Consider the following 12,563-nt stretch of genomic DNA (forward strand, 5'->3'; position numbering starts at 1 on the left):
GTGATACACCTTCCAGGGCGCCGGCCCGCGCGTGCCTTCCGGACCGTGGCCGTCGGCGTCGGAACGGTCCTGGCCGCGAACAGCACCCCCACACCGCTGTATGTCGCCTATCAGGAGCGGTGGGGGTTCTCCGCCACCACGCTCACCACCGTCTTCGCCGTCTACGCGGCCGGGGTCCTGGCGGCGCTCCTGCTCATCGGCGGGCTGTCGGACCGGATCGGCCGCCGCCCGGTCCTGCAGGGCAGTCTCTGCACGCTGATCGTGAGTTATGCGCTGTTCCTCGCCGCGGACGACGTGACGTGGCTCTACTGCGCCCGGGCGGTCCAGGGGCTGGCGACCGGGGTGTTCACCGGCGCGGCCGGCGCCGCCCTCGCCGACCTGCACCCCCGTGCCGACCACCGGACCGCCGGGCTGGTGAACAGCGCCGCCATGCCGAGCGGCCTTGCCGTGGGCGCCGTGATCAGCGGCGCGCTGGCCCGGTGGGGGCCGGCACCACTGCGCTCGCCCTACCTCGTGCTCGCCGGCGTCACGCTCGTCGTGCTCGCGGCGATCATCGCCTGGGTCCCCGAGACGGTGGCCGCGCCCCGGCTGCAGTGGTCGCAGGTGCTCCGTCTGCAGCCGCTGCGGGTGCCGCCCGAAACGCGTCGCGAGTTCCTCACCGCCTCCGTGGGGGTCTCGGTCGCCTGGGCGGTCGGCGGGCTGTATCTGGGGCTCGCGGGCAGCCTGGTCAAGGAGTTGCTCGACGGGTCGGACCCGTTCGTCACGGGCCTGGTGATCCTCAGCATGCAGGGCGTCGCCGGCGCCGCCCAGCTGACCTGGGCCCTGCGCCGGGGCGCCGTCGCGGACCGGGTCGCGTCGGCGCTCGGCTGCACCGCGCTGTTCCTCGGCGTCCTGGCCGTCGCCGGCGCCCTGTTCACGGGCAGCCCGCCCCTGTTCTTCGCCGGGTCGGCGGTGACCGGCACCGGATTCGGCCTCGCGTTCATGGGCAGCAGCCGCCGCATCACCCACGCCGCTCCGCCCGCGCGCCGCGGGGAGACCCTCGCCGCCTTCTTCACCGTCGCCTACCTGGCGTTCTCCGTTCCTTCCGTGCTGGCGGGCCTGCTCAGCACCCGGTTCGGGCTGGTGCACACGTTCTACGCCTTCGCGGCGGTCACGGCACTGCTGTCCGCCGCGACCGTGGTCCGTTCCCTGCGGCCCGACGCGGAGCGAGTTCGCAGTACGCCGGGAAGGTGCCGTCAGCTCGACAGGCGGCGGTAGTCGGCACGGCCGTGCGGGGTGCGCGGCGGCAGCGCCGGGCCACCCGTCAGAGCAGCCCCGCCCGGGCCGCCTGGATGCCGGCCTGGAAGCGGGTGCGGGCGCCCAGCGAGTCCATCACCTCGCGCACCCGGCGCTGGACGGTGCGCGGCGAGACGCCGAGCAGGCGGGCGATGCTGTCGTCGGTGTATCCCGCGCAGAGCAGCGTGAGCAGTTCCGCCCGGCGGTCACCGTCCGCCGGGGCCCGGGTGTCCGGGACCCGTACGGAGCGGTTCCAGTACGCCTCGAACGTGCCGGTCAGCGCGTCCAGCAGCGACGAGGTGCGCACCAGCATGGCGCCGTGCAGCTCGGAGCCGGTGCACAGGGGCAGCATCGCCCACCGGTCGTCGACCACGGCCAGTTTGCAGGGGAGTTCGGGCAGCACCCGGGCCTGCTCCCCCGCCGCGACGCACGCTCGGATCTCGGCGAGCCGGCCGGGGGCGCCGACCGAACCGGCCTCGTACACCACGCGGATCTGCACGTCCCGCCCCAGCAGGGCGCGTTCGAGGCCGGGGTCGGAGCGGACGATGTGCGGGGGCTTGTCGAAGAGCAGCACCCGGCGGCGGGCGCCGGCCAGCATCGACCGCCAGTGCTGCGCGATGGCGGCGGTGCCGGTGAGGACCTCGACCAGGTCGGTGGCGCACGGGCGGCGGGCCGAGCGGTAGGTGCGCATCAGCTCCGCGATGCGGCCGCGGGTGCGGCACAGTTCCTCCTCGCGGCGCAGCAGCAGTGCCTCGACGGCGAGGTCGGGGGCGGCCGCCGACCAGCGGGCGGGGTCGCCGTCCCGGCGGTGGAGGAGCCCGCGGGCGGCGAGCAACTGCAGCAGCCGCGCGGCCCGTTCGGCGGTGGTGCCGAGTTCGTCCGCGAGCGATGCGGCCGTGCAGGACGGCACCGCAAGTGCGCAGAGGTAGGCGGCCTCCTCGGGCTCCGGCAGGCCGAGGGCTTCGAGAAATCCGGCGGAGGCCGCGCGGGACTCGTGAGGAACCACCCAAACATCATGTCATGTTCCCGCCATAACGGAATCCGGCCGGACCGCGCCGCTTGAGGAGCCGCACGGCCGCCCGCACCATGAGCCCCGGTCGGCCGACCGCCCCCACCGGTATGTCAACACCCCCCAAGGAGCGTGCCTCATGGGCATATCCCCGGGCACCGTGCGCATCATCGGCAGATCCCGCGCCGGCGGCCCCCACGCGGCCAGGGCCGCGGCGGCAGCACTGCTGCTGGCCGCGGCCCTGGTCCCGGCGGGCACGGCCGGCGCGTCGGCCGCGGCCTTCGGCCCCCACAACCTCCGGCTGCGGGACAGCAACTGGGGCGGCTACGTCGCCCAGGGCTCGTTCTCCACGATCACCGGCTCGTGGACCGAGCCCCACGCGACCTGCACCTCGGCCAACGACCTCTTCGCCCCCTGGGTCGGCATCGACGGCTACGGCTCGCAGTCGGTGGAACAGGCCGGGGTGCAGACCGACTGCTCCAGCGGCTCGCCCGTGCTCTCGGCCTGGTACGAGATGTACCCGTCCCCGCCCGTGTACTGGAACGACCCGGTCTCGGAAGGCGATTCCATCACCGCGACGGTGGTCTCCAACGGGGGCGGCAGCTACACGCTCACCCTCAGCGACACCACGAAGGGTTGGTCCGAGCACGTCGACCAGTCCATCGACGGGCAGAACGCGAGCGCCGAGGCCGTCATCGAGTCGCCGACGCAGAGCTATCCGGCCTTCGCCCGGCTGGACTTCTCCGGTATCACGGTGGACGGGAAGCCGTTCGACTCCGTCCGGCCGCAGGCGCTGGTCAGCGGGGGGTACGTGCCGGGGCCCCTGCAGGGCGGCGCGTTCGGCATGTCGCCTGGCGGCGGGTCGCGCACCGCGGCCCCTGTGGGGCGGCCGGGGAGCATCCGCTACTGATCGACTGCGGGTTCGTCGTGGCTGATCGCGCAGTTCCCCGCGCCCCTTCGGGCGCGGGGAAACGTCGTCAGCTCTCCAGCAGGCCCCGGCCCAGCCAGTCCTTGGAGTCCCGGACACCGGGCAGCGCGTAGAAGTAGCCGCCGCCGGTCGGCGAGATGTAGTCCACGAGCGGCTCGTCGATCAGGCGCTCCTGGGTGGCCTCGAACTGCCGCTTGACATCCTGCTGGTAGCAGCAGAACGCCAGGCCCATGTCGAGGTTGCCGACGTTGTCGACACCCCGGTCGTAGTTGTAACCGCGGCGCAGGATGCGGGAGTCGTCCGTGTCGTGCGTGCGCGGATTGGCCTTGCGGATGTGGGCGGTGAGCGGTATCGCCTCGCCCTTCGGGTCCTTGGCGTAGTTGGGGCTGTCGGTCTCCTTGGCCCCGTCCAGCGGCGCCCCGGTGTCCTTGCGGCGGCCGAACATCTTCTCCTGCTCGGTGAGCGAGACCCGGTCCCAGAACTCGACGAGCATGCGGATGATGCGGATCACCTGGTAGCTGCCGCCGACGGCCCAGGACGGCTCGCCGAGCTGGTCCGTCACCCACACCAGCCGCTGCATCTCGCGCGCGGACCCGGTGTCGGGGTTGACGATGCCGTCCTTGAAGCCGAGCAGGTTGCGCTGCGCGCCCGTCGGGCGGGGCGCGTTCTGGAAGCCGTCGATGCGCCACTTGATCTGCATGGCGCCGCGGGTGTGCCGGGCGATGTCGCGCAGGGCGTGCAGGACGGTGTCCTGGTTCTCGGCGCAGATCTGCAGCGAGAGGTCGCCGTGGCACTCGGCGGCCTGCAGGTTGTCGTTGGGGAACGTCCGCATCGGCGTGAGCTTGCGGGGCTTGGCCTTGGCGAGGCCGAAGCGGTCGTCGAAGAGGGACGCGCCCACGCCGAGGGTGACGGTGAGCCGGTCGGCGGGGACCGTCGGGCCGAGGATGCCGTTGTCCGAGGGCGGTGCGCCGACCCCAAGGTCGACGGGGGCGCCGCCCGCGGTCAGGAAGCGGGCCCGCTCGGTGATCGTGCGGAACAGGTCGGCGAGTTCCTTGCGGTTCTCGGCGATCACGTTGAGCGAGAGGAAGGCCGCGGCGGCCGGCTGCGGCGTGAGGATGCCCGCCTGGTGGGCGCCGTGGAAGTCGACCTTCCCCGCGTCCTCGGTGTCGGCGGCCTCCGCCCGGCCCGCGCCGGCCTGGCCGAGCGCGAAGCCGCCGCCGGCGAGGACGGCACCGGCCGCGCCCGCCCCGAGTGCCGTCTTGACGAAACCGCGGCGGCCGGCGGAGAAGCCCATCGGGCAGGCGGATTCGGCGGTCATGTTCTGGTTCCCTTCGGAGGGTTCGGCGTACGGCACGGGTCAGGCGGACTTGCGGATCTCGAGGAGATCGGGGATGGGGGCGAGGTCCTCGAGCAGCTGGCCCGTGGCGCCGTTCAGCCGGTCGCGGGTGGCCGTGTCGAGCTTGTCGACCGGGGTCCACGCGGAGTCGTGGTGTGCTGCGTCGAGCAGCTTCTGCTCACGGTCGATGTCACCGTTGACGGTGGTGAGCAGCTGCGGGCTGCGCGCGGCGATCAACGGCCGCAGGACGTCGAGGAGTTCCCGGGTGCCGGCGAGGTTGGCATCGGCGGTGGCCAGCATGGTGCCGCTGCCCTGGTCGGCTGCGCCGGTGAGCTCGAACTGGAGCGTGTTCTCCAGGATCTCGTGGGTGCGCAGCGGCAGGTCGGAGGGGTCGAAGTCCTGGGTGGGGAAGGCCTTCTGCAGGCCCTGGGCGTCCTGCTGCAGCTGCTGGGCCGGGCCGCGCAGGTCGTCGGCGGACTCGCCGTGCCACAGGCCGTACTCGACGCGGTGGAAGCCGGTGAAGTTCTTGTCGCGGACACCGTCGGGGAGGCCTGCGGTGCGGCCGTTGATCTTCTTGTCGAAGTCCTCGAAGGTGCCGTAGGCCGCGCCGAGGGAGGAGTAGGTGCGGTGCGCGGTGAGCCAGTCGGTGCGGGCGGCGTCGAGGTCGCCGTGCTGGATGTCGTCGCTGAGCTTGCCGGTCTGGTCCGTGAGCGTGGCCAGGCCCTTGGCGACGTAGTCCTTGTAGGCCTTGAGCGGGCCGGCCAGGTCCTCCTCGGAGACGGGCTTGACGGCCTTGACGTTGCCGCCGCCGCTGACGCGCACCGGTGCGGAGGTGACGGCCTTGCCGCCGGTGGGCACGCACCGCCAGGCGTATTCGCCGCCGCCGACGGTGGCGACGAGGTCGCGCGTGGTGCCGGGCGCCAGGCCCTCGATCTCGCCGTAGACGGAGTTGGTGGCGGGGTCGACGAGGTAGACCTCGGAGGCCTTGTCGCCGGTGTTGTGCATCTGGAAGGTCTGGCGGCCGGGCTGAGGGGCGGTGAAGCCCTTGCCGCACTCCTTCTCGGAGACGGCGACGGTCTGGGCGCCGGCGGGCTTGGAGCCGCTGAAGGCGACGACGGCACCGGCGGCGACGGCGGGCACGGCGACGACGGCCGCGGGGACCAGCCACGCCGGGCGGCGGCGCGGCGCCTTCTCCGCGGCCTCGTCGGACGTCTTGTCCTGCACCGCCTCGGTCTTCGCCTCGGTCTTCGCCTCCGCACCGGCCTTGGCCGGACGGGTGCCGCGCACGCCCCGTACGAACAGCGTCATGACGACGGCGAGGTAGGCGACGTAGGCGACGACCTGCAGCCAGGTCATGGAGGGGGTCAGGTTGAACACGCCCTGGACGAGCGTGCCGTACCAGGATCCGGCGTCGATGTTCTGGCTCAGGTCGAACGCGAACGCGGCCTTCCCGGGCAGGACGCCGCCCTCCTGGAGGTCGCGCAGTCCGTAGCCGAGGACACCGGCGGCGATGACGATGAGGACGACGCCGGTGGCGGTGAAGAACTTCGTGAGGTTGATCTTCAGGACCCGGCGGTACAGGCCCCAGCAGAGCCCGGCCGCGATGACGAGTCCGATACCGGCGCCGATCATCGGGCCCGCGGACTCGCCGGCGGCGCGTGCCGTCGTCCAGAGGAACAGGGCGGTCTCCAGGCCCTCGCGGCCCACGGCGAGGAACGAGGTGACGATCAGCATGCCGGTGCCCATGGCGAGGGCGCTGGTGACCTTCTCGCGGATCTCACCGGAGAGGTTGCGGGCGGAGCGCCGCATCCAGAAGACCATGGCGGTGACGAAGGCGACCGCGATGACGCTGAGCGTGCCGCCGAACGCCTCCTGGGCGGTGGCGGAGAGGCTGGCGGCGGTGAAGGTCAGCACCGCGCCGAAGCTCAGGGAGAGGGCTATCGCGCCCAGGACGCCCGTCCACACCTGCGGGAGGCGGGACTTGGCGCCGGCGCGGACGAGGGTGGCGACGAGGACGGAGACGATGAGTCCGGCTTCCAGCCCTTCTCTCAGACCTATCAAGAAGCTCGGAAACGCGTCGTCCCACATGCTGTTCTCCCCGCCGCGGCGTCGGTAGTGCTGGTTAGCGAAGCCATACCTTATTCAGGTAAGCCTTAGCTGTCTACAGATCTGTAGTCGCATGATCATCTTCGCTGGAACCCACCCCTGACCGGCGGAAACGGCATAAACGGACACTGCCGGGCACCCGCAGCCGTGGACGCAGGGTACTGCACCGCTTCCGTTTTCCCTTTTCCGGATGGCTACTTACCGTGGGAAGTGCACCAAGGGACGGAGGAGGCGGAGCACCCCTCCCGTGACCGCTGTGGACGGTCGGCCGACCTCCCCGCTTTCCCTTTCCTTTAATGATCGATGGCAAGAATTTGCCGGGCGCGGCAGGGGAATTCGGGCGTTCCGCCTGAGTCGAACCCGGCCGCCGGCCGTATTCATGGATGAGCAGTGCCGGGCACTGCGGATCTGCCGCGCAGGAGCGCGCAGGGAGAAGGCCATGACAGAGGCGACAACCACAACGGATCCCGTCGGGACGGACGCCGACCCGGGCGTACCGTCACGGACGCCCGGCCGCGCCCTCCCGGACGTCCGCACCCTGGCCGCATACTTCGAGCGCACGTGCGACCGGACGCCCGACGCCACCGCCGTCCTCTGCGACGGCAGCCGCATCGCCTACGCCGAACTCGACCGCCGCGCCAACCGCATCGCCCACCTGCTCCGGGCGCACGGCGCGGCGGAGGGCAGCGCCGTCGGGATCCTGCTCGACCGGTCCGCCGACAGCTACGCCGCCCTGCTCGGCGTCATCAAGTCGGGGGCCGCCTACGTCCCGCTCGACACGTTCTTCCCCGCCGACCGGCTGGAGTACATCGCCCGCGACGCAGGACTGTGCGCCCTGCTCACGTCCTCGCCGCTGCGCGAACGGACCCGGAACCTGCCCTGCACGGTGCTCGAACTCGACCGCGCCGGGGCCGCGCTGGCCGCCGCGCCGGACCACAGACCGGACGGGAGCGTCGACCCGGCGTCCGTCGCCTACGTCATCTACACCTCCGGCACCACGGGCCGGCCCAAGGGCGTGGCCGTCTCGCACGCGAACATCGTCAACTTCCTGCGCGCGGCCGCCCCGGTCTACGGGGTGACCGCGGAGGACCGCGTCTACCAGGGCCTGTCGCTGGCCTTCGACTTCGCGGTCGAGGAGATCTGGCCGGCGTGGGCGGCCGGGGCGACCCTGGTCGCCGGGCCCGGCGAGGGCCGGCGCGCCGGGCAGGAGCTCGCCGACTTCCTGACACGGCACGGCATCACGGTGCTGTGCTGTGTGCCCACCCTGCTGTCCACCCTGGAGACGGACGTCCCGAGCCTGCGCAGTCTGCTCGTCAGCGGGGAGGCCTGCCCGCCCGACCTGGTGCGCCGCTGGTCGCGTCCGGGCCGCCGGATCCTCAACGCCTACGGGCCCACCGAGGCGACCGTCAGCGCCACGTGCGGCGAGCTGCTCCCGCACCGGCCGGTCACCATCGGCACCCCGCTGCCCACCTACCGCATCTACATCCTGGACGACGGGCTGCGGACGGTCGCGCAGGGCGAGAGCGGCGAGATCTGCATCGGCGGCCCCGGCGTGGCCATCGGCTACGTCAACCGCCCCGAGCTCACCGCCGAGCGCTTCGTTCCCAACCCGGTCGCGCGGGACGGCGCGGAGGTGCCGCGCATCTACCGCACGGGCGACCGCGGGCGGTTCACGGCCACGGGCGAGATCGAGTACCTGGGCCGGGTCGACACCCAGGTCAAGATCCGCGGCTACCGCATCGAACTCGCCGAGATCGAGGCCGTCCTGCGCGAGGACGAGGCCGTGGAGAACGCCGTCGTCACCCCGCTGGAGCGGGACGGCGCCGCCGAGGGCCTGGCCGCCTACGTGACCCTCCGCCACAGCCCCTCCACCGCGTCCGCGGCGGACGAAGCGGACCTGCGCGAACGGCTGCGCGTCCGGCTGCAGGGCAGGCTGCCCGGCTACATGATCCCCTCGCACCTCGACGTGCTGCCCGAGTTCCCGCTGCTGGCCGCCGACAAGGTCGACCGCGCCGCCCTGCCCGCGCCATCCTCTCCCCCGCTGGCCCGGCGCCCGGGGCCTGGTGCCGCGCCGCGGAGCCCGCTGGAGCACCGGCTCGCCGCCCTGTGGCGGGACGTGCTCGGCACCGACGACGTCTCCGTCGAGGACGACTTCTTCTGCGACCTGGGGGGCCACTCGATGAGTGCCGCCCGGCTGATGTCCCGGCTGCGGCAGGACCCACAGCTGCAGGGCCTGGCCATGGGCGACCTGTACGCCCACCCGACCGTCCGCGGTCTGGCGGCCTTCGTCGAGGCCTCGGCCGTCCCCGCCGCGGGGCCGTCCGGCGCGCAGGACCCGCCGCTGCAGCACTCCACCGCCCGCGTCCGGGCGTGCGGCGTGGTTCAGCTCGCCGGGGTGTACGTGTGGCTGCTGCTGCCCGGCCTGGCGATGGTGGTCCTGCTGTACCGGCTGTTCGAGGCATGGGACGTCCCCGTGCAGGAGCCCGCCGCGGGCGGCGCCCTGGACTGGCTCTCCGATCTCCCGCTGCCCTGGTTCGCGCTGCTGGAGGCGGGCTGGCTGGCCGTGAGCATGTTCGTGCTGCCGCTGCTCGGGGCCCGGCTGCTCATGGCGGGGGTGCGCCCGGGGACGTATCCGCTGTGGGGGGTCACCTATCTGCGCTTCTGGCTGCACACCAGGATCCTCACGCTGATCCCGATCGCGCTGCTGGCCGGTTCGCCGCTGCTGGCGCCCTGCCTGCGGCTGCTGGGCGCCCGCATCGGACGCCACTGCCACCTGTCGGCCGTCCCGCTGCCGGTCCCCCTGGTGGAGATCGGCGAGGGCACGAGCGTCGGCTACGGGGCCCGGCTCCAGCCGTACACCGTCGCGGACGGCCGGCTGCGGCTGGCGCCCGTGCGGGTCGGGTCCGGCAGCTTCGTGGGCACCAACAGCGTGGTGCTGGCCGGTGCCGTGATCGGCGACCGGGCCTCGGTGGGCGAGCAGTCGCTGGTGCCCGAGGACACGGCCGTACCCGGCGGCGAGCACTGGGCCGGCGCCCCGGCCGCCCGGCAGGACGCCCGACCGCCGCTGCTGGCGGCCCTGGACGCCGACGCCGACGAACGCCCCTGGCCTCCCGGGGTGCTGGCCGGGTACGCCGCCGGGGCGCTGCTGCTCCTGCTGATCCCGCTGCTGACCGCGGCCGCGGCCGCGACCCTCGTCGCGTGGGCCGCCTGGTACCACGGCGCGGGCGGAGGCCTGGCGGCCGTCGCCGCGAGCGGTCCCCTGTCCGTGTTCGCCCTCTGCGCGTCCGCGCTCCTCGTCAAGCGGGCCGTCCTGCCCGCGGCCCGGGCCGGCATCCACCCGGAGCGCAGCGGCTTCGGCGTCCGCAAGTGGATCAGCGACGGCATGATGACGATGAGCCTGACGCTGACGCACGCCCTGTACTCCACGCTCTACCTCGTGCCGTTCCTGCGCCGGCTGGGCGCCCGCACGGGCCGCTGGTCCGAGGTGGCGACGGTCAGCTTCGTCGACCCCGACATGCTGGTCGTCGGCGAGCAGAGCTTCCTGGCCGACGTGAGCGTGGTCGGCCCGGCCGTCTTCCACCGCGGCCGCATCGCGCTCGCCCCCGCGGAGGTGGGGCGGCGCAGCTTCGTGGGCAACGGGGCCGTGCTGCCGGGCGCCTGCCGGCTGGGCGACAACAGCCTGCTGGGCGTGCACTCCCTCGCCCCGCTCCGGCCGGTCGACCCCGAGACGACCTGGCTGGGGTCGCCCGCGATCTTCCTGCCGCACCGCGAGGCCAGCCAGGCGTTCCCCGAGAAGCTGACCTACGCCCCCACCCGCGGGCTGATCGCGGCCCGGCTGGCCATCGAGTACTTCCGGGTCACCCTGCCCACGGTCGTCGGCGCGCTCAGTGCCCTGGGCATCCTGTACGCCGCGACGGAGACCGCCCGGCGCCTCCCGCCGCCGGTGCTGTTCCTCCTCGCCCCGGCCCTGCTGCTGGGTGCGGGCCTGGCCTGCACGCTGGTCACGGTGGCGCTCAAATGGCTGGTCGTCGGGCGGTACCGGCCGCGGGTGGAACCCCTGTGGAGCATCTGGGTGCGCCGTACCGAGCTGGTGACGGGTCTGTACGAGAACCTGGTGGTGCTGTCCCTGGTCAACCTCCTCGTCGGGACCCCGTGGATCGGCGCCGTGCTCCGGCTGTTCGGCGCCCGCATCGGGCGGCGGGTGTGGCTGGCCACGACGTACCTGACGGAGTTCGATCTGGTCGAGGTCGGCGACGATGCCGCGGTCGGCGAGGTCACCTCGCTGCAGACCCACTTGTTCGAGGACCGGGTGATGAAGATGTCCCACGTGAAGGTGGGGGCAGGTGCTTCGGTCGGCGCCCGTTCCGTCGTGCTCTACGACGCACGGGTCGGCACCGGAGCCCGGCTGGACGCACTGTCCCTCGTGATGAAGGGCGAAACGCTGCCGGACGGGACCCGGTGGCAGGGCATCCCGGCCCGTCCCTGCACCCCTGCACCGGCTCACCTCGGCGGAGGCCCGTCATGACCGTTCTCGCCCGGCCCGGCACCTGGACCGGCCCGCACGTCGCCGGGGACCTGCCCGGTCCGCAGTCGGCCGCCCTCCTCGCGCGGCAGGAGCAGCGGGAGTCCCGTGCCCGCACCTACCCGCGCCATCTGCCCGTCGCACTGGCCGAGGGCTCCGGGAGCTTCGTGCGGGACGTCGACGGCAACGTCTTCATCGACTTCCTCGCGGGCGCCGGGGTGCTCTCCCTCGGGCACGGCCACCCCGAGCTCCTCGCCTGTGTGAGCCGGCAACTGGGCCTGCTCACCCACGCCCTGGACTTCCCCACCCCGGCCAAGGACGCCTTCACCGAGGCCCAGCTGTCGATGCTGGACCCGGGGCTGCGCGACCGCATGAAGGTGCACTTCTGCGGGCCCACCGGTGCCAACGCGGTGGAGGCCGCCGTCAAGCTGTGCAAGATCGCCACCGGCCGCGGCGACATCGTCTCCTTCCGGGGCGGCTTCCACGGCAGCACCCACGCCGCCATGGCGCTCAGCGGGCTGGTGGCCGCGAAGCAGCCGGTGCAGAACACCATGCCGGGCGTGCACTTCTTCCCGTACAACGACCCCGGCGCGCTGGAGCAGGCGCTGACCGACGGCCTCGGCGGGATGCCGCGGCCGGCCGCGGTGCTCATGGAGCTGGTGCAGGGCGAGGGCGGCGTCGTCCCGGCCCGCCCGGACTTCGCGCGGCGGGTCCGGGCCGTGACGCGGGAGCTGGGCGTCCCGCTGATCGTCGACGAGGTGCAGACGGGCTGCGGGCGGACGGGGACGTGGTTCGCCTTCGAGCAGTACGGCATCGAGCCGGACGTGGTCGTGGCGTCCAAGGCGCTGAGCGGCGCCGGGCTGCCCGTCGCCCTCATCCTCTACAACGCCGTGCTCGACAAGTGGGCGCCGGGCGCCCACATCGGCACCTTCCGCGGCAACCAACTGGCCTTCGCCGCGGGCGTGGAGGCGATCCGCATCATCCGGCGCGACGGCGTGCTGGACAACGTCCGCGCGCGGGGGGAGCAGATCGCGGAGGCGCTCGGCGAGCTGCGCGGGCACCCGTGGGTGCGCGAGGTGCGCGGCCGCGGCCTGATGTGGGGGATCGAGCTGGCGGACCCGGACGGCGGCCGGCCCGCCGGGGCGCTGGCCGCGGCGGTGCAGGCGCATGCGCTGCGGCAGGGGCTGATCGTCGAACTCGGCGGCCGGGACGACTGCGTCGTGCGGATCCTGCCGCCGCTGAACGTCACGGCCGAGGTCGTCGGCACGGCCTGCTCGATTCTCGTGAAGGCGGTCACGTCATGCAGTCCGTGACGCTCCGCTCGTCCCGGCCGGGACCGTACCGGCCGGCCCTGTCCACCGGCCGCCCCGTCCGCGGTGCGGCCTCC

General features: G+C 73.2%; 7 protein-coding genes. 4 read left to right on the forward strand and 3 right to left on the reverse strand.

From position 1 onward, the window contains the following. On the forward strand, positions 1–1,257 hold the full coding sequence (locus HG542_RS09000) for an MFS transporter (protein ID WP_171079587.1): 1,257 nt from the start codon (positions 1–3) through the stop codon (positions 1,255–1,257). Positions 1,258–1,303: 46 nt separating this feature from the next. Here the strand turns inward: HG542_RS09000 and HG542_RS09005 are convergent, their stop codons facing one another. Continuing rightward, positions 1,304–2,281 (reverse strand): helix-turn-helix domain-containing protein, encoded by a 978-nt coding sequence (locus tag HG542_RS09005; protein ID WP_171079588.1) that lies wholly within the window; start codon positions 2,279–2,281, stop codon positions 1,304–1,306. 142 nt (positions 2,282–2,423) lie between these two features. Between HG542_RS09005 and HG542_RS09010 the strand changes: the two genes are divergently transcribed. Further along, positions 2,424–3,194 (forward strand): G1 family glutamic endopeptidase, encoded by a 771-nt coding sequence (locus tag HG542_RS09010; RefSeq protein WP_171079589.1) that lies wholly within the window; start codon positions 2,424–2,426, stop codon positions 3,192–3,194. 67 nt (positions 3,195–3,261) lie between these two features. Here the strand turns inward: HG542_RS09010 and efeB are convergent, their stop codons facing one another. Together efeB and efeU are read right to left on the reverse strand one after the other, a co-directional pair. Then, the gene (gene efeB / locus HG542_RS09015; RefSeq protein ID WP_171079590.1) at positions 3,262–4,530 is read right to left on the reverse strand and encodes an iron uptake transporter deferrochelatase/peroxidase subunit; all 1,269 of its coding nucleotides are present in this window, start codon (positions 4,528–4,530) and stop codon (positions 3,262–3,264) included. A gap of 39 nt (positions 4,531–4,569) precedes the next feature. Further along, entirely contained in the window at positions 4,570–6,636 is a 2,067-nt protein-coding gene (gene efeU, locus HG542_RS09020; RefSeq protein WP_171079591.1) for an iron uptake transporter permease EfeU, read from the reverse strand. A gap of 457 nt (positions 6,637–7,093) precedes the next feature. Here efeU and HG542_RS09025 point away from each other — a divergent pair, with 457 nt between their 5' ends. Both HG542_RS09025 and HG542_RS09030 read left to right on the forward strand, forming a co-directional pair. Then, a complete protein-coding gene (locus tag HG542_RS09025) occupies positions 7,094–11,179 on the forward strand; it encodes a Pls/PosA family non-ribosomal peptide synthetase (RefSeq protein WP_171079592.1) in 4,086 nt (1,361 codons plus the stop codon). Further along, entirely contained in the window at positions 11,176–12,489 is a 1,314-nt protein-coding gene (locus HG542_RS09030; protein ID WP_171079593.1) for an aspartate aminotransferase family protein, read from the forward strand. The genes HG542_RS09025 and HG542_RS09030 overlap by 4 nt, the downstream gene beginning before the upstream one ends. The last annotated feature ends 74 nt before the right edge of the window (positions 12,490–12,563 follow it).

Source organism: Streptomyces morookaense, from assembly GCF_013030945.1.
Classification (GTDB): Bacteria; Actinomycetota; Actinomycetes; order Streptomycetales; family Streptomycetaceae; genus Streptomyces; species Streptomyces morookaensis.

Bases quoted from the DNA above. Each gene is read 5' to 3' on its own strand.
- HG542_RS09010 (WP_171079589.1), top strand. From the start codon at position 2,424: ATGGGCATATCCCCGGGCACCGTGCGCATCATCGGCAGATCCCGCGCC.
- efeB (WP_171079590.1), bottom strand. From the start codon at position 4,530: ATGACCGCCGAATCCGCCTGCCCGATGGGCTTCTCCGCCGGCCGCCGC.
- efeU (WP_171079591.1), bottom strand. From the start codon at position 6,636: ATGTGGGACGACGCGTTTCCGAGCTTCTTGATAGGTCTGAGAGAAGGG.
- HG542_RS09025 (WP_171079592.1), top strand. From the start codon at position 7,094: ATGACAGAGGCGACAACCACAACGGATCCCGTCGGGACGGACGCCGAC.
- HG542_RS09030 (WP_171079593.1), top strand. From the start codon at position 11,176: ATGACCGTTCTCGCCCGGCCCGGCACCTGGACCGGCCCGCACGTCGCC.